This is a genomic window from Halomicronema hongdechloris C2206 (assembly GCF_002075285.3).
Classification (GTDB): domain Bacteria; phylum Cyanobacteriota; class Cyanobacteriia; order Phormidesmidales; family Phormidesmidaceae; genus Halomicronema_B; species Halomicronema_B hongdechloris.
The window spans coordinates 509,531-525,619 of record NZ_CP021983.2; the positions used below are offsets into that span (position 1 = coordinate 509,531).

Below are 16,089 nucleotides of genomic sequence, written 5' to 3' on the forward strand. Positions count from 1 at the left end.
TAGGCCTGATCGCCGTTTGCTGAGCACTTGTTGTTAGATGTTGCCAGTGTAACCGTCCAAGTCACACGCCCTGACTAAGCTACCGGTAGTTTTAGACTGTCTATGATGGTTCAATCGTCGTCTTGGCGCCAACCCAATAATCGGCCGGGGGCTAAGGCTGCTCCAACCCATCGCCCTGTAGAGATCTCAACGGAGCAGGGCCAAGGACGGCAGCGACGAATTTTGGCCAGTGTCGAGATTCCTCGGCCGGTAGAGCAGGTGTGGCACGTGTTGACAGACTATGAGCACCTCGCTGACTTTATCCCCAATTTGGCTCGTAGTCGTCAGCTACCCCATCCCCATGGAGGTATTCGCCTCGAGCAACTGGGAACTCAGTGTTTTCTGAGTATTAAGTTTTGCGCCCGGGTGGTACTAGATATGCGAGAGCTGTTTCCCCAAGAATTACGGTTTTCTATGGTGGAAGGGGATTTCAAGGAGTTTTGGGGAGCTTGGCGATTGCACCCACTCTCTCAAGCGGACGGGACGGGGACTCGCCTCGACTATGAGTTGATGGTGTTGCCTTTAGCAACGATGCCCATACCCCTGATTGAGCAGCATCTCTGTCGCAATTTACGGCAAAATTTGCTGGCCATTTGCGATCGCACCCTTGTCTGCTTTGATCCACCATCCTAGTAGTCTGGGACTGCCACTGATTCACTCATCCACTCCCTCAGGAAAGACCCAAATGGTCTCGGTGGCTAGGGTTTGGGCGAAGCGGGATTGGCTTTGCTGCAAGTGTTGCCATTCGGCTTGGGTGTAGACGATGGCTTCGGTGGGTACCGGGAGGTGGTGGAGGTTCCAGCGATGCGATCGCATATAGGGCGGCGCATCGCTGTGGTCGACGATGATCACTAGATCCAGGTCACTGCCTACCCCAGCCTCATTTCGAGCATAAGAACCAAAGTAACCCACCGCCTGGAGCGACGTCGGTGGTTGGGTGATCTGGCCAACCCACCGGCGCAGGGCGGCCTCTACCTGATCACGATTAGGCCAGCCCATCACGGACGAATTCAAGGATCGCACCGGCATAACGCAACGCCTCTCGACTCTGCAGCGGACCATAGTGCTCGAAGGGAGATCCTTCGGCATGACTATCGGGATAGCGAGTGGGGATATAAAAATTGTCCAGGACCTTGGCTTGCTCAATTAACAGCGGCGGCACCAAATGATTATTGGGCAACTCAGCTAAAAGCCGCGCCACTAAATGTCCCCACGCCTGTTGCCCCTGATGTAAGTGTAGGGCTTTGACGGCCTTTTCCGCCGCTTGATGAGCCGCAAAACAGGCCCATTCATAACGTCCTGCCTGCTCGGACGCTTCTGCTTGAGACAAATCCCGCTGGGCCTGGCGAAACCAATCTAAGGCTCGATTGGGCATACTAGCTCACCTCTCCGATGTCATGACCGGGCCGTTTCAGGTCTGACTCCATTAAGCGAATCACTTGCTCCGCTTGCCCGCGGGCCGTTTGGGCATCGGCGGCCGTCGAGGCTAGCCCTAACCCAGGGTACCGTGCTATCGATGTCGCTGTGGGGGCCAGGATCCCCTCTGGTGTGGCAGCCAAACAGAATGACTCAGCGGTTGGAATTGCTCCACAATGCGCTCCAGCATCGGCTGGATCAGGGCATTAGCAGGTGGAGCGGAGGGCGGAGGACGGAGGGCGGAGAACGGAGGACGGAGGGCGGAGGAATGTGGGGTGTAGGCGGAGCCTGCCCGGAGGGCTTAGGGGTGATGGGGAAAGAGGGAAGAGGGAAGAGGCAAGGACAACAGGTAGCGTGGGTCGTTTTACTGAAGCGAGGGAGGTCATGACTGGCCAGGGAAGGATCCACGGAAAATGGGTGGAGGGGTGGACGAGTAGGTGGGTGGATGATTAAGAAGGAGCGCTCAAGGGGATTCCTGACCTTCAGAGGATTCATGCATGTATTGCCACCATGGTCGCAGCGGCCCTGTTTAATGAACGGGGAAGGGGCTGCCGTTGACACCATCTATGGAGCCGTCACCACAGGAGCCGACTGGAAGTTCTTACAGCTGGCCGGGCACAGCGTCTATATCGACCGCAGTGACTATTACATTCAGGGGGTCGATCATATAAGATTCCCGTCATTCCGGGCAAGCGCAGCACCACCCGGAATCCAGGCCGTGCGAGCCTATTTGGTTGCTTCCACCTTGACGCTTTTCCCAACCGCGTCAGTCCTGAAATTCCATAGTTAGGGGGATGCACAATCAGGCGGAATGGGAGAGCCTATCTTCGAGGCAACCCGTGCAATGATCAATGATCATTGTTAACGCCCCTCGCGGCTTTTCTATCAGGTGAGTTAAACAATGGAAGCCACCGAACTACCCAATATTTTCGTCATCGGTATCTTCTTAATGTTTGGCGGTAGTGCCTATGCCCTGGCTCGCTACCTGAAGTTGCCCCGCGTGACACTACTCGTCCTGTCTGGATTGGTAGTGGGGCCATCGGTGCTGGATCTGGTACCCGACCAGATCGTGGAGCTATTTCCAACTGTGGCCTACATTGCCCTGTCCATGATTGCATTTCGCCTCGGCGAAACCTTCATTGACTTTGACCTGCTGAGACAGGGTCCTGCCACACTGGCTGTTTCATTGGGGAAGACCATCGTAGCGGCGGCGTTTGTGTTCGCTGCCGCCTTTTGGGTCACCCAGAACATGGTGCTATCGCTGCTGCTGGCGGGACTCGCCCCAGCCTCGGCCCCGGCTGCCACCCTAGATGTGATCAGTGAAACCCAAGCCAAAGGGCCACTCACGAATGCGATCGTCAGCGTACTCGCCTTGGATAACATTCTGGGGGTCACCCTGTTCAGCATTGTGCTGGTGACCACAGAAACCATCGTTGGCAAAGGTGAACCGACCCGGGAAATTCTGTCGGGGGTGTGGGACATTGGCGGTGCCTTTTTACTAGGTATGGCGATCGGTTGGCCTATGGCCCGTCTGGCAGGACGCTTAAAAGCCGGAAAGCCAAGCCTACTGGAAATCACAGGTTTTGTACTGCTCTGTGCTGGCCTCGCCTATGAACTCCAGGTTTCTTACCTGTTGGCCTGTATTGTGCTAGGGGCAACGGTCGCCAAGAACCGCGCCCAGCCCAAGAAGAATATTTTTCTGACGCTGGAAGACGTCAGCGAACCGTTTCTGGTGATTTTTTTCCTACTGGCGGGCTGTGAGCTGAATCTATCCGCCCTGCAGACGCTCGGCATCATTGGCATTGCCTACGTAGTGGCTCGTTGTTTGGGCTTTGTGGTTGGCGGTGGCGTGGCTTCATGGCTCGTGAAGATGGAGCCGATAGTGCGCAACAATATTGGCTGGTGCCTGTTTCCACAGGCGGGGGTCGCCCTAGGTCTGGCAGTGAGCACTTTGGACATTTTTCCAGAGCCAGGGAAATTTTTGGTCACTATCATCGTGAGTACGACGGTTGTCTTTGAGTTGTTTGGCCCCAGTGTCACTCGCTGGCGACTCTTTAAGGCCAAGGAGGCGGCAGAGGCGGCAGAGGCCGGTGACTTGGAGAATGTCCCCTTCGTGCAAAAGAGTAAGTGAGGGGGACGATAGCAATGGGAGATACCTCGAGCAATGGCGATTAAGTTAACAACCGGACAGCGAATTTCTCTGCGCAAAGAAGCCCCGGGCCTCACCACGTTGTTACTGGGCTTGAGCTGGGATCTGTTGCAGGAGAAGGGGATTAAAAAGCTGTTCAAGTCTGATTTCGACTTAGACGCCGCGGTCCTCTGCCTAGATGAACAGGGCCGCCTCCGTAGCGGTAACGATGTGGTCTATTACGGTCATCTGAACCATCCCTCCGGTGCTATCACCCACCTAGGCGACAACACCACTGGCGAAGGGGACGAAGACAACGAGCAGGTTCTGGTCAATCTACCGCAAGTCCCCGCCCATATTGCCAGAATTGTCTTTGTCTGCACGATTTACGAATGCTTTGCCCGACGTCAAAACTTCGGCCAAATGGGCGATGCCTACGTGCGTCTGGTGGACATGGAGCAGGAGCATGAAATTGCCAGCTACAGCCTATCCCATGATGATTATCGTGAACAAACCGCGATCGTACTGGCAGAAGTTTATCGCCAGGAAGGGCGCTGGCAGGTCGCGGTCCTGGGGAAAGGTATGCGGGTCGGCAGCCTGCAGGCGTTGGTGGAGCTATACACCACCCCCTAGACCTACCGGAGACGACGCTCGCTGATGCTGATATTACCAAAGAAGCAGACCTCAACATCGGCATCGGCATCGCACCGCTCAATTTCTATCGGGAAAAGGCACGAATCATACGGTTACAGTCTCAAACGAAAACTGCACATTTTCAGGATCAGAGACACTATAGTTCAGCTTTTCAAAGCCAATTACCTTTCCAGCTTGGTCCTTCATCAAAATCACCTCATCCGCTGTTTCTTCACAGATGTATTCATCACTGGGTTCCCCAAACCACACCGTCAGCGTATTTCCTACTTTGTCGTGGTAAACCTTCACTGCCGCCATAGTATTTCGCCTGCCTTAATTGCATCGGTTGGATACGTCGTAATCAGAAACCCGTCGCCGTTGAGCCGTCATGTCACAGCACAAAACCACCGCTGAGTAACCTGCTCTCGATAAAAGAGATAAACATTGGCATCACTCCGACTGCGACAAATTTCTTCTGGCTCTCTTAGCGTGTTTTGTACCTCTGCTTCCATACCAGCCATTGTGGGATGCTTAACCGTCACAATAAACTGCCAATACGATCGGTTGACCTGAACGGAGAAGCCTAAGGGCGTATCTACCTCAAACAACACTTCGCTTGCCAATGTTCGGTCGCTCCTTACTTATCTTCTGAGTTGCAGTGCCGCATAGGTCAGAAAGCATCGTGGCTTTCTCCAGAATGCTGCCTACTTGCCTTGGCAGCACCCGTCAGCAGTGGTTCCAGGCTGGGACCGTTAACTGGTGCGCTGCATCTCCAAAACGACCTGCTGTCTTCCTCTAGAGTCAGCCGACCAAACATATCCTGAAAGACGTTGGCGACCACTAGCGAACCCGATATAAGCTGACTGGCCAACACCATGCGTTGCCATCTATTCAAAAACCAATGCTCAGCAATCTCAGGTTGTGATCATACAGTGATGTAAGACATCACCACATCCTGGAGCTGCTCATGGTGGCGGCAGTGCTCGATCGCCTCTTCCACCGCCAGGGGAGTGCCGGTGACCATGACCATTTGGTCGGTGGTGGTTTGTCGGATGGTTTCGACGCTGACGTTGTCGCCGTCACTGGTCAGTGCAGCGTCGAGGCTGAGCTTGGCCACGGCGATGGCCCGCAGCCGCTCATCATCGTAGGTGTAGGCGTCTACCTGGAAGATGCTGGACAATCGCTCTAGGGTGCGATGGAGCAGGGCTTGCTTTTTTTCGGTGGCGCGAAAGGTCAGGATCAAGCGGCCGTCTTCCGGGGTGGTGGGGGTAATGCCGCTGCCGAGGATGCCCTCCAGAGATACGCCCCGTTGGGAAAAGACGGCGGCGGCGGCGGTGAGGGTGCCGGGATGATCGAGGGCGCGCACTACAAATACCCAGCGTTGATTAGCCACGGTGTAAATCCTCCTGCAGTCGGTGGCTGAGTTGGTTGGCCATGCGATGGAGTAAATCGGCCTCTTCCGCCCATAGCTCTAATGGGACCACTTGGGTCCAGCCGAAGGGGGTGACTACGATGGGCACGCCAAAGGGAGTGCGCACGCCGTAAAATTCACCGTCCAGTTGCACCTGGCCCGAGACCACAATCTCGCGGCCCTGCAGCAGGTTTTGCACCAGATCCACGGTGACATTGGCGGTGGCGGTGATGGTTTTGGCCCCGGAGATATGGGTGACGAAGGGTTTCACTACCACCCGCAAATCAGGGGGCAGGCTATCTACATAGCGGTAGGCCTGGGGAATGTCGCCGGCTTTGAGATAGGCCAGTACGGCTTGCTTTTCTTGGGATACTTCTTTGGGAAAGTCGCTGACGATGCGATCGCGTTGCAGTCGCCGCCGCGCATCTCGCACTTCCTCCAGGGTCATGCCGTGCACCTGCACACTGCTCCACAGGGGCACCATGCCTTCTCCGTGTTCGCCCACGATAAAGCCCTGCACCAGTTGCCGCCGCACCCCCAAATCGGCGGCAATTTCCCGGCGAAACCGCAGGGAATCGGAATAGGCTCCCACCCCGATCACCCGATGGCGTCCCAGTTGACGACTGAAGACCTCTACCGCCAACTCCACGGGGTTGGTGACGATAATCACAATCTCGTGGCCGCCACCATAGCGGGCAATGGCCTGGGCATAGGTCTCAAACAGGGGTAAGTTGACGGCGGCCAGGTCGGCGCGAGAGGTGATCTCCCCCGCCACCGTCGCCCCCGCTGCCATCACAATCACGTCGGCCACGATAGCTTCTGGAGCCAGGGCCACATCCAACATGGGGGCCATTTCGGCGTAGGCGTCGTTGAGATCGCTACACAGACCATAGAGAACCCGAGCGCTGCGGCCCTGAGGACGCCCCACCAGTTGCAGCCGCTCGGTGGGGGCGAGGGCGCCTAAGGCCACCAGCTGGGAGACAATCTCGCGACCACAGTCGCCACTGGCGCCAATGACTGAGACATCCATAGTCAGGACCTGGCTGGACAGCTCTAGTAAAACACGCCCGCCATACTCTTGCCGCGCCAGGGATTACCAAGACATTGGAGCCAGCCTTAGCTGCAGAAAACTACTCTACTGCGGGACGATACCCTGACTACTTCTCCATTGCCAGGGTTTAACTACCCCATTACCCGTTGGTTTGGGCCCCGTGGATTGCCCTGGCTGGCGAATCAATCGAGGCCTGGTACAGCAGCTCAAAATGGCTGCCATGCTACCGTGAAGACATGCCGTACGCAGGATCAGGCTTATGGTTGCCCATCCCCAGGCATCCCCACTGGACATCATCGCCTACCCCGATAGCAACGAATTGATTGGCTCGCAACGGGCTAATGATGCACTGGTGGCGATTCCAGAGATTCAGGGATGGGTTAGCCCTCGTTTGGGGATTCGCTTCGACCTGACTGCCGACACCCTAGCGATCTATGGGCCCAATGGGGACCGGTTTCTGACGTCTGTGGAGCTAGCGCAGGCTCGCGATCATGCCCAACAGCAAGTAGAAGCAGAGCGCCAACGCGCTGATCGCTTAGCTCAGCGTCTGCGGGCACTGGGCATCGACCCAGACCAGGTATAGGCAAGCTGCCTACGACCCAATGCGTCGCTTTGGATAGGACGTCCTGGGCAAGGTTACGACTCTTAGCCGCGTGTCCGACAATGAGGGGCACTTCCCTGAGGACGCCTGTAAGGGCTCAGGGGCTAGGCGCCAGGTCATCGTACATGCTGACGCCTAGCGCTCTGAGTGCCATTATCTAACCTAGGGCTCTAGACCGTGGCTTCTTCCTTCACCAGCTTTTCCCAGCCCAGGTCCTTCAGGTTTTGGTTACGGCGTAGGGGCCGGGTCACCAGTTCCAGGACGTCGCGGGCATTGGTGAAGCCGTGGATTTGGGCGAAGGTGAACTCCACCGACCACTTGGTGCTGATGCCGCGAGCCTCCAGGGGATTGGCGTGAGCCATGCCGGTGATCACCAAGTCGGGCTGGGTGGCCTTGATTCGCTGCAGTTGATTGTAGTTGTCGGGCTTTTCGATGATCTTGGGCAGGGGCACTCCCATCTCATGGCAGGTCTGCTCTAAGAACTTCAGTTCCGCCGCCTGATAGCGCTTGTCCATGTAGGGGATGCCGATTTCCGGTACGGTCATACCACAGCGGACCAGGAAACGGGCCAGGGAGATTTCCAGCAGGTTGTCTCCCATGAAGTAGACCGACTTGCCGCGAATCAGCGAGACATAGTCTTCTAGGGAGTCCCAGATTTGGGCTTCCCGTTCCTCCAAGCCCTGGGGCTCGATACCAAACACGGAGCAGATTTTCTCCACCCAGGCCCGGGTGCCATCGGGACCGATGGGGAAGGGAGCGCCGATCAGTTTACACTTGCGCCGCCGCATCAGGGTGCTGGCGGTGCGAGACAGGAAGGGATTGATGCCAGCCACGTAGTAGCCTTCGTCGATTACTGGCAATTCCGTATAGCGTTTGGCGGGCAACCAGCCGCTGACCTGAATCCCCTGCCGTTTCAGCTCCAGGGTAATCTGGGTGTTGATGGGATCGGGTACGGAGCCAAATAGCACCAGCGGCGGATGATCGTGGTAGACCGACTCGGTGGGCTCGGCACTGGTCTCCTGCTGGCGGCCAAAGCTGAGCAGCTTTTGGATGCCGCCGCGCTCTGCTTTTTCTTCGGAGGTGGTGACCTGGTCGCTGCTGGGGCAGCGGTGGGCCATGGCGGCTAGCACCGTGTCTTCACCCTGGGTGAAGGCGTAGTCGAGGCCGTTGGCTCGGGCCACCACAATGGGAATGCCGATCTCGGCTTCCAGTTTGGGGGCTAACCCCTCCAGGTCCATTTTGATGATCTCGGTGGTGCAGGTGCCGATCCAGACGATGACGCTGGGGTTGCGATCGCGTTTGATCTGCAGGCACAACCGCTTCAACTCGTCATAGTCATTCAGCTTAGCCGAGACATCCCCCTCTTCTAGCTCGGCCATGGCATAGCGGGGCTCGGCAAAGATCATCACTCCCATGGCATTTTGCAGGAAGTAGCCACAGGTCTTAGTGCCAATCACCAGGAAGAAGCTGTCTTCAATCTTCTGGTACAGCCAGGCCACACAGCTAATGGGGCAAAACGTGTGGTAATTGCCGGTATCGCATTCAAATTCCAGGGCTTGGGATTGGGTATTGGCAAGGGTCATGGGATCAGGTCCTTATCGAGCGTCGATTCGATGCCGATGGCTCCCGTTGCTGGCAGCGGTGCACTGATCTTGGGCCGGCCTGAGAGGACCATCGCCCCCTCAAGACATCTCAGGGGAATCGGGCAACAGGTGAGGATCATCGGCATTTTGAGCATCAAGGGTGGAGGGGGCACGGCCGTCGTCTAGGGCCATTTCTGGATCGAAGTTGAGACCTAATACCTCCACCAAGGCATCCTCATCGGAGTTGAGCTGGTAGAACGGCACCATCAGGTTAGACAACTTCGGTTCCAGGGCATTGACCACTCCTAGGATTAACAGCGACGAGGGCCGGCGTCCTCCCTCCGGGGTTCGCACCGAGGTCTGGTCCATCTGCAGGGCCAGCCAGGTGCGGTTGTTGCGGACGTAATCTAGCCACTTTTCGCGGATAACGGAGATAAAACTTTCGAAGAAGGCCATAGTCTCGACTCATGAATAAATTGCTAGTTAACCCGTATCCCAGCTCAGACCTAGACATTTACCGGAGAAAAGCGCTAAGTCTAAATCTGGCCTGGGGATAGACGATCCGGGGACCGTCGTAAAGAGATGATACTCCAGCAATTTAATCTGTCGAGATCGCCCAGTCGATGTCTGTGCCGCGACTCTGGCGTGGTTGCCTCCTTAGCCGTTATCCTGACCATCATGGCTGGGCCAAGCTGGGCCCGTTAGACCATCATCAGATCCAGCTCGTCTTCTGTCTGGGTGGCAGGGGCATCGCTGGGAGGATTGAGGTAGAAGTCTGACAACAGGGAGAACAGATCCCGATCGGCAGATTCCTTCGGGACTACCCCTTCTGGACTGCTCAGGAGCTGATCGGCGATATTCAGGTAAAACTGGCATACCGGCTCCAGGGATGGATCGGTTTCAGCCATCTCGAAGATGGTCTTGCCCTTCACCCGCGAGACTCGAATGTCTTCGATCAAGGGCAGAATCTCCAATACCGGCATGGGCACATTTTCGATGTATTTATCGATCAGGTCCCGGGTGGAGGTACGGTTGCCGATGAGCCCGGCCAGCCGTAGCGGATGGGTGCGGGCTTTTTCCCGCACGGAGGCGGCGATGCGATTGGCGGCAAACAGGGCATCGAAGCCGTTATCGGTGACGATCATGCAGTAGTCAGAGTAGTTCAAGGGGGCAGCAAACCCACCACAGACCACATCTCCGAGCACATCGAAGAGGATGACATCGTACTCATCGAAGGCGTTGAGCTCCTTCAGGAGTTTCACCGTCTCACCGACGACGTAGCCACCGCAGCCAGCTCCAGCTGGAGGCCCTCCGGCTTCGACGCAGTCGACACCGCCATAGCCGCGGTGGATCACATCCTCGGGCCAGATGTCTTCGTAGTGGAAATCCCTCTCTTGCAGGGTATCGATGATGGTGGGAATCAAAAAGCCCGTCAGGGTGAAGGTACTGTCGTGCTTGGGGTCGCACCCAATTTGCAGTACCTTGCGTCCTCGTTTAGCTAGCGCCACAGAGATGTTGCAGCTGGTGGTGGACTTACCGATGCCACCTTTGCCATAGACCGAGAGTTTCACGCTTGCTATCTCCTAACGTATTGCTGATTGAGATGATTGGTTATGTCGTGACCAACAGCAGTGGCTGCGGCAGCAGCCCTCTGCAGAGTTGGGTGTTTCGGCGTGTTGTTGGCAATCTTGTCACCGCTGCTTCGAGAATGAAAGGGGGATCAAAAATGAATCGACTAGTAAATAGAAGTAAATAAGAGAAAAACTGACTAAGGCAAACTCTGAGATATCCGAGATTCTACTAAGACCATAAAAACTGTCAGAAAGTTATTTTAGATGCCCTATTCTATAAAGCAGAACAATAGACAAAAATTGGCATGGCTGTGATTAGCTTGACGATCGCAACGAGCTGGCACGCCACCCTGGGCTTGCTATCGTGGCCCTGATTGAGGCTGGGGAGGCATAGGGCTGCCCTGCGGGGGCTCTATCCCGGTTCTTGGCCAGGACCTCAGAGGCTGGCCGGGGATGGAATCCCGTCAGGCTAGACACCTTTTTATGAATAAGGGTTAATTTTTGCCGTCTGACCGTAGGGCGGCAGTTGGTATCGGCGGATTTTGCCCAGAGCAGAGATTAATCTAGGCCCAAGCGAGCGGCAATGGTGGCCAGGACCGATTGGCTCAGAGCCTCGTGATCATAGCCCCCCTCGAGGCCAAACAAGATGCGATCGCACACCGCCGAGCAAGCCTTAGTAAAACGGCCAAAATCCTGAGGCTGTAGAGCGATGCCTGCTAGGGGATCGGCCTTATTAGCATCATAGCCAGCGCTGATGATCAGCAAATCTGGCTCAAACGCCTTGAGGAATGGAATCAGCTGGCCCTCAAACTGAGCTTGATAATCGGCCCCAATGCTGCCAGCAGGCATCGGCACATTCAGCACATTATTGTATTCTCCCCTCTCCTCAGCTCTACCAGTGCCAGGGTACGCCGGGGACTGATGGATAGAGCAATAACAAATCCGAGGATGATCCTCCACCAAGGCTTGGGTGCCATTGCCATGGTGCACATCCCAATCCAGAATCGCCACTCGCCCGATTCCCGCCTGCGCCAAGGCATAGTGGGCGGCAACGGCCGTATTCGAGAACAAACAAAACCCCATGCCCCGGTTGCGAATGGCATGGTGCCCCGGCGGTCTAACTAGCACAAAGGCTGAGTGCCCCGTCGTGAGGACATAATCGACGCCATCCAACCAAGCACTTACCGCCAATAGGGCCACGTCATAGCTGTGGGGAGAGACCGGCGTATCCCCATCGACATAGCCCCCACCTTCCTGGGCTAGTCGCCGTAGCGCTTCCACATATTCGGGATTGTGCAGCTTTAGGATGTAGGGCAACACCTGCCGTTGACTCGTCGCGGTGGGGGACCGCCAGTCGATGGCATCGGCCCAGGGAACGCCCTGCAGCGCCGCAACAATGGCCGTCAACCGACCGGGATTCTCGGGATGAAAAGCCCCCGTATCATGCTCTAGAAACTGAGGAGAGTAGATAACCGCGAATTCAGAAACCATCAGGGGAGGGTGCACAGGGATAGTTTAGCGATAGACAGCGATAGGTATGGCAGTGATCCCACCCCCAACTCTGGCAGTCTATCCAGAGAATGAGACCGATCGTTGAGAGGACATTTGAAAACTCGGCTGAAAGCCCTGCAGAGTAAGCGTTTTAGAGCGTATGGCTCTGTTGGCCAGAATCCAGTCTGGAGCAAGGTTGCAGGGTACTTTCCAAATATCCTCTGAAGTGGATTAGGGATAGCCAATTAGTTCTAACCTATCGCAGCGACGCCATCAGTGGAGTGGTTGTCCCCGCCTGCCTGCTTAGACCCACCAGGGCAATGCCCTGGCTATCGGCTGCAGAAGCCTCAAGGTATCTGAAAAATGTGATAGAATATTATACGCGTTGCCAAGAAATTTGCAACTTTTTGAGCGCTACTCAGCATTTTTTTCAGCAAATGTCTGGTTAGCGCTTCATTATTCAAAATTTTGGAGCTTTTTATCGTATGAGCACTCCTGAGCAGCGGATTGTTCCTACGGACCTGCGCAACGAGATGTCCCGGTCCTACCTGGAATACGCCATGAGCGTCATTGTCGGTCGGGCCTTACCAGATGCCCGGGATGGTCTTAAGCCAGTGCATCGCCGCATTCTCTATGCCATGCATGAGTTGGGCCTAACCGCAGATCGGCCCTTCCGTAAGTGCGCTCGTGTGGTGGGTGAGGTGTTGGGTAAGTATCATCCCCATGGCGATAGTGCCGTATATGATGCCCTGGTGCGCATGGCTCAGCATTTCTCCATGCGAGCCCCCCTGATCGATGGCCATGGCAATTTCGGGTCGGTGGATAACGATCCACCGGCAGCAATGCGGTACACCGAGTGCCGCCTACAGGCCCTGAGTAGCGAGGCCTTACTCCAGGATATTGAGTCAGAAACCGTCGACTTCATCGACAACTTCGATGGCTCCCAACAGGAGCCAATCGTCTTGCCAGCTCGGGTGCCACAGCTGTTGCTCAACGGCTCGGCAGGCATTGCCGTGGGCATGGCCACCAACATTCCCCCCCACAATCTGGGGGAGCTCATCGACGTGGTCATCGCCTTGATTCACAATCCTGACATCAGCCTGCCGGAGCTGATGCAGCATATTCCCGGTCCTGATTTTCCCACCGGTGGCCAGATCTTGGGCACCAGTGGCATCCGGGAAGCCTACAGCACTGGCCGCGGCTCTATCACCATGCGGGGAGTCGCTGCCATTGAGACCATTGAGCAGCGGGGGCGCCCCGATCGGGAAGCCATTATCATCACCGAGTTGCCCTACCAGACCAACAAAGCAGCTCTGATCGAACGCATCGCCGAGATGGTGAATGAGCGGCGGCTGGAAGGCATTGCCGACATTCGCGATGAGAGTGACCGGGAGGGCATGCGCATCGTGATTGAGTTGCGGCGGGATGCCTACCCGCGGGTGGTGCTCAATAACCTCTATAAGCAGACGCCGCTGCAAAATAACTTCGGGGTGAATATGCTGGCCCTGGTGAATGGCGAACCCCAGGTGCTGAGCCTGAAGCAACTGCTGGAGACTTTCCTGGACTTCCGGGTGGAGACCATCACCCGCCGCACCCGCTACGAGTTGCGTAAGGCAGAGGAACGGGACCACATTCTACAGGGGTATCTCATTGCCCTGGAGAATATGGATGCGGTGATTTATCTGATTCGCCATGCCGCCGATACACCTACGGCTAAGCAAGAGCTGATGGCCTCCTATGAGCTGACGGAGCTGCAGGCGGATGCGATTCTGCAGATGCAATTGCGCCGCCTCACGGCCCTGGAAGCCGACAAGATCGAGCAGGAACACCGGGAATTACAGCTGAAGATCGCCGATTTACGAGATATTCTGGCTCGCCGAGAGCGGATCTTAGAAATCATCGAGACAGAGTTGATGGCTCTGCGGGAGCGCCATGCCAATCCTCGCCGCACGGCCATTGAGCGAGATGAGGGAGATTTGACGGATATTTCTCTGATCGCCAATGAACAAGTGGTGATTCTGGTGACGGAGCAGGGCTATATCAAGCGCATGCCAGTAGACACCTTCGAGGCCCAGAGCCGGGCCACTCGGGGTAAGTCAGGCACAAAAATGAAGGATGACGATGGCATTCAGCACTTCATTACCTGCTGCACCCATGATCATGTCTTGTTCTTCAGCGATCGGGGAGTGGCCTATTCTCTGCGGGCCTATCAGATTCCAGAAGGGTCCCGGGTCTCTCGCGGGGTGCCGATCGTGCAGATGTTGCCGGTGCCTCGAGAAGAGAAAATTACCTCGGTGTTAGGCATTCGCGAATTTACCGATGATGACTATCTGGTCATGTTGACCCAGGGAGGCTTCATCAAGAAGACGGCTCTATCGGCCTTTAGCAATATTCGGGCCAATGGGCTGATTGCCATTTCCCTGGCGGAGAATGACCTGTTGCGATGGGTGCGACTGGGACGAGATACCGATAGCATTCTGATTGCCTCCCGCCAGGGCATGTCGATTCATTTCAAGGCTGATGATGATCAGCTCCGGCCCCTGGGACGGCCCACTCGTGGGGTGCGGGCCATGGCGCTGCGGCATGAGGATGAGTTGATCAGCATGGATATTCTCCCTAGTCAGGTGGTGGAAGCAGTGGCCCAAGCTGCCGATCAGGGAGATGACGATGAAGACAGCGAGACCAGCGAAACCGGGGATAGTCCCTGGGTGTTAGTGATTACGGCAGCGGGACTGGGTAAGCGGGTGCCAGTCTCTAAGTTCCGGTTACAAAATCGGGCCGGTATGGGCCTCAAGGCGATTAAATTCCGCAAGGGTGGCGATCACCTGGTGGCAGTGCTGGTAGTACACGAAGGGGATGAACTGATGTTGATCACCAATCGCGGCATTATCATTCGCCAAGCCAGTGATGATATTTCCATTCAGTCTCGCCAGGCGACAGGAGTGCGGCTACAGCGGTTGGATGATGATGATGCGATCGCAGCGGTGGCGTTGGTGCCTCCAGCAGCAGAAGAGGCCCTGGCAGCCCCTGAGGAAGAGGGCGCCGCAGACTCCTAGGCCCACCATAGCCAATGGGGTCAGCCGGCGGGTTTAATAGGTATGGATGGCATCGTCATCCCTAGGGGGGTGTTTAAGTGCCATCACTGGGAAGCTGGCGTAATACATCCCTGTTAGACTCCAGGATAGCTCTGTCCTTCGGCCCATCGGCATGTTCTCAATTTTCATCCTGACCTACAACGAAGAAATCGATATCGCCGCCTGTATCGAGTCGGCTTTGCTGTCTGACGATGTCATCGTGGTGGATTCGTGCAGTTGCGATCGCACCCTGGCCATTGCCGGCCAGTACCCGGTGCGGATTGTGCAGCATCCCTTCGAAAGCCATGGCCAGCAGCGCACCTGGATGTTGGAGCAGATTGCCTGCAAATATCCCTGGGCCTACATCCTGGAAGCCGACGAACGCATGACCCCAGCCCTGTTTCAGGAATGTCTGACGGCGATCCAGCACCCAGAGCGGGTGGGCTACTACGTGGCGGAGCGAGTCATGTTCATGGGCACCTGGATTCGCCGCAGCACCCAATTTCCCCGCTATCAATTGCGACTATTGAAGCGGGGCCACGTCTGGTTCGACGACTATGGCCATACCGAGCGGGAGGTATGCCGCGGGGCCACCGGATTTCTGCAAGAGACCTATCCCCATTACACCTGCAGCAAGGGCCTGAGTCGTTGGATTGAGAAGCACAACCGCTACTCCACCGATGAGGCCCGTGAGACCCTGAAACAGCTCGGCCAAGGGCAGATTCATTGGCAACAACTGGTCTGGGGCCGCTCTGAGGTAGAACGCCGCCGGGCCTTGAAGGATCTGTCCCTGCGCTTGCCGGGGCGGCCCTTGCTTCGTTGGCTCTACATGATGTTTATTCTAGGGGGCTGGCGAGATGGTCGGGCCGGTTTGGCCTGGTGTACCCTGCAGGCATTCTACGAATATCTCATCGTGCTCAAAGTTTGGGAATTGCGTCATCCCGACCAGATGATCGGCATGCCGCAATCTACAGCTACCACCTCCGGCCCTGAGGCTGCCAGTGCTGCCGCCAAACCAGTGCACGACGCTACCCAACTCTCGTCGCCCTCCCTCAGTGGTCGTTCTTAAGCGGCTGGCAGACGGTAGACTC

At 56.3% G+C, this 16,089-nt stretch carries 17 protein-coding genes and 1 pseudogene; 7 read left to right on the forward strand and 11 right to left on the reverse strand.

What is annotated here, in order from left to right; genetic code table 11:
- Positions 1-102 precede the first annotated feature (102 nt).
- The gene (locus XM38_RS02445) at positions 103-672 is read left to right on the forward strand and encodes an SRPBCC family protein (RefSeq protein ID WP_080811849.1); all 570 of its coding nucleotides are present in this window, start codon (positions 103-105) and stop codon (positions 670-672) included.
- 21 nt (positions 673-693) lie between these two features.
- On the opposite strand, the gene XM38_RS02450 is transcribed toward XM38_RS02445, so the two are convergent.
- From XM38_RS02450 to XM38_RS02460, 3 genes are read right to left on the reverse strand one after another with little or no spacing between them, the layout of a single operon-like run.
- On the reverse strand, positions 694-1,038 hold the full coding sequence (locus XM38_RS02450) for a nucleotidyltransferase domain-containing protein (RefSeq protein ID WP_202978810.1): 345 nt from the start codon (positions 1,036-1,038) through the stop codon (positions 694-696).
- The gene (locus XM38_RS02455) at positions 1,025-1,414 is read right to left on the reverse strand and encodes a HEPN domain-containing protein (RefSeq protein ID WP_088428986.1); all 390 of its coding nucleotides are present in this window, start codon (positions 1,412-1,414) and stop codon (positions 1,025-1,027) included. Before XM38_RS02455 ends, XM38_RS02450 begins: the two co-directional genes overlap by 14 nt.
- 1 nt (position 1,415) lies before the next feature.
- Positions 1,416-1,598 carry a hypothetical protein gene (locus XM38_RS02460; RefSeq protein ID WP_080811843.1) on the reverse strand — a complete coding sequence of 61 codons (183 nt, stop codon included), beginning with the start codon at positions 1,596-1,598 and terminating at the stop codon, positions 1,416-1,418.
- Between the two features lie 350 nt (positions 1,599-1,948).
- On the opposite strand from XM38_RS02460, the gene XM38_RS02465 reads away from it, so the two are divergent.
- The 3 genes from XM38_RS02465 to XM38_RS02475 all read left to right on the forward strand — a co-directional run bounded on the left by XM38_RS02465 (position 1,949) and on the right by XM38_RS02475 (position 4,216).
- Entirely contained in the window at positions 1,949-2,245 is a 297-nt protein-coding gene (locus tag XM38_RS02465; protein ID WP_187329241.1) for a hypothetical protein, read from the forward strand.
- 111 nt (positions 2,246-2,356) lie between these two features.
- The gene (locus XM38_RS02470; protein WP_088428992.1) at positions 2,357-3,586 is read left to right on the forward strand and encodes a cation:proton antiporter; all 1,230 of its coding nucleotides are present in this window, start codon (positions 2,357-2,359) and stop codon (positions 3,584-3,586) included.
- A gap of 33 nt (positions 3,587-3,619) precedes the next feature.
- A complete protein-coding gene (locus XM38_RS02475) occupies positions 3,620-4,216 on the forward strand; it encodes a TerD family protein (protein WP_080806454.1) in 597 nt (198 codons plus the stop codon).
- 105 nt (positions 4,217-4,321) lie between these two features.
- Here the strand turns inward: XM38_RS02475 and XM38_RS02480 are convergent, their stop codons facing one another.
- From XM38_RS02480 to XM38_RS02495, 4 genes and pseudogenes are all read right to left on the reverse strand, one after another.
- A complete protein-coding gene (locus XM38_RS02480) occupies positions 4,322-4,534 on the reverse strand; it encodes a DUF2283 domain-containing protein (RefSeq protein WP_080806456.1) in 213 nt (70 codons plus the stop codon).
- Positions 4,522-4,839: pseudogene (locus XM38_RS28590) on the reverse strand (DUF4258 domain-containing protein). The gene XM38_RS02480 and the pseudogene XM38_RS28590 overlap by 13 nt, the downstream one beginning before the upstream one ends.
- Positions 4,840-5,141: 302 nt before the next feature.
- Entirely contained in the window at positions 5,142-5,609 is a 468-nt protein-coding gene (locus XM38_RS02490) for a hypothetical protein (RefSeq protein WP_080806458.1), read from the reverse strand.
- Entirely contained in the window at positions 5,602-6,657 is a 1,056-nt protein-coding gene (locus XM38_RS02495; protein ID WP_088428994.1) for a malate dehydrogenase, read from the reverse strand. Before XM38_RS02495 ends, XM38_RS02490 begins: the two co-directional genes overlap by 8 nt.
- 280 nt (positions 6,658-6,937) lie before the next feature.
- Between XM38_RS02495 and XM38_RS02500 the strand changes: the two genes are divergently transcribed.
- Entirely contained in the window at positions 6,938-7,261 is a 324-nt protein-coding gene (locus XM38_RS02500; RefSeq protein ID WP_187329242.1) for a hypothetical protein, read from the forward strand.
- A gap of 188 nt (positions 7,262-7,449) precedes the next feature.
- On the opposite strand, the gene XM38_RS02505 is transcribed toward XM38_RS02500, so the two are convergent.
- The 4 genes from XM38_RS02505 to XM38_RS02520 form a co-directional block, all read right to left on the reverse strand.
- Complete coding sequence (locus XM38_RS02505) at positions 7,450-8,862, reverse strand: ferredoxin:protochlorophyllide reductase (ATP-dependent) subunit N (protein ID WP_080806464.1); 1,413 nt, start codon at positions 8,860-8,862, stop codon at positions 7,450-7,452.
- Between the two features lie 99 nt (positions 8,863-8,961).
- On the reverse strand, positions 8,962-9,318 hold the full coding sequence (locus tag XM38_RS02510; RefSeq protein WP_080806466.1) for a DUF5331 domain-containing protein: 357 nt from the start codon (positions 9,316-9,318) through the stop codon (positions 8,962-8,964).
- A 245-nt stretch (positions 9,319-9,563) separates the two neighbouring features.
- Positions 9,564-10,433: a ferredoxin:protochlorophyllide reductase (ATP-dependent) iron-sulfur ATP-binding protein gene (bchL, locus tag XM38_RS02515; RefSeq protein WP_080806467.1), complete on the reverse strand. Its 870-nt coding sequence runs from the start codon at positions 10,431-10,433 to the stop codon at positions 9,564-9,566.
- A gap of 558 nt (positions 10,434-10,991) precedes the next feature.
- Positions 10,992-11,924, reverse strand: a complete 933-nt coding sequence (locus XM38_RS02520; RefSeq protein WP_088431485.1) for a histone deacetylase family protein — start codon at positions 11,922-11,924, stop codon at positions 10,992-10,994.
- Positions 11,925-12,409: 485 nt separating this feature from the next.
- On the opposite strand from XM38_RS02520, the gene gyrA reads away from it, so the two are divergent.
- Together gyrA and XM38_RS02530 are read left to right on the forward strand one after the other, a co-directional pair.
- Positions 12,410-14,980, forward strand: coding sequence for a DNA gyrase subunit A (gyrA, locus tag XM38_RS02525; protein WP_080806469.1), 2,571 nt, complete (start codon positions 12,410-12,412; stop codon positions 14,978-14,980).
- A 151-nt stretch (positions 14,981-15,131) separates the two neighbouring features.
- Positions 15,132-16,067, forward strand: a complete 936-nt coding sequence (locus XM38_RS02530; protein WP_088428996.1) for a glycosyltransferase family 2 protein — start codon at positions 15,132-15,134, stop codon at positions 16,065-16,067.
- The last annotated feature ends 22 nt before the right edge of the window (positions 16,068-16,089 follow it).

Bases quoted from the DNA above. Each gene is read 5' to 3' on its own strand.
- XM38_RS02445 (WP_080811849.1), top strand. From the start codon at position 103: ATGATGGTTCAATCGTCGTCTTGGCGCCAACCCAATAATCGGCCGGGG.
- XM38_RS02450 (WP_202978810.1), bottom strand. From the start codon at position 1,038: ATGGGCTGGCCTAATCGTGATCAGGTAGAGGCCGCCCTGCGCCGGTGG.
- XM38_RS02455 (WP_088428986.1), bottom strand. From the start codon at position 1,414: ATGCCCAATCGAGCCTTAGATTGGTTTCGCCAGGCCCAGCGGGATTTG.
- XM38_RS02465 (WP_187329241.1), top strand. From the start codon at position 1,949: ATGCATGTATTGCCACCATGGTCGCAGCGGCCCTGTTTAATGAACGGG.
- XM38_RS02470 (WP_088428992.1), top strand. From the start codon at position 2,357: ATGGAAGCCACCGAACTACCCAATATTTTCGTCATCGGTATCTTCTTA.
- XM38_RS02475 (WP_080806454.1), top strand. From the start codon at position 3,620: ATGGCGATTAAGTTAACAACCGGACAGCGAATTTCTCTGCGCAAAGAA.
- XM38_RS02480 (WP_080806456.1), bottom strand. From the start codon at position 4,534: ATGGCGGCAGTGAAGGTTTACCACGACAAAGTAGGAAATACGCTGACG.
- XM38_RS02495 (WP_088428994.1), bottom strand. From the start codon at position 6,657: ATGGATGTCTCAGTCATTGGCGCCAGTGGCGACTGTGGTCGCGAGATT.
- XM38_RS02500 (WP_187329242.1), top strand. From the start codon at position 6,938: ATGGTTGCCCATCCCCAGGCATCCCCACTGGACATCATCGCCTACCCC.
- XM38_RS02505 (WP_080806464.1), bottom strand. From the start codon at position 8,862: ATGACCCTTGCCAATACCCAATCCCAAGCCCTGGAATTTGAATGCGAT.
- XM38_RS02510 (WP_080806466.1), bottom strand. From the start codon at position 9,318: ATGGCCTTCTTCGAAAGTTTTATCTCCGTTATCCGCGAAAAGTGGCTA.
- XM38_RS02520 (WP_088431485.1), bottom strand. From the start codon at position 11,924: ATGGTTTCTGAATTCGCGGTTATCTACTCTCCTCAGTTTCTAGAGCAT.
- gyrA (WP_080806469.1), top strand. From the start codon at position 12,410: ATGAGCACTCCTGAGCAGCGGATTGTTCCTACGGACCTGCGCAACGAG.
- XM38_RS02530 (WP_088428996.1), top strand. From the start codon at position 15,132: ATGTTCTCAATTTTCATCCTGACCTACAACGAAGAAATCGATATCGCC.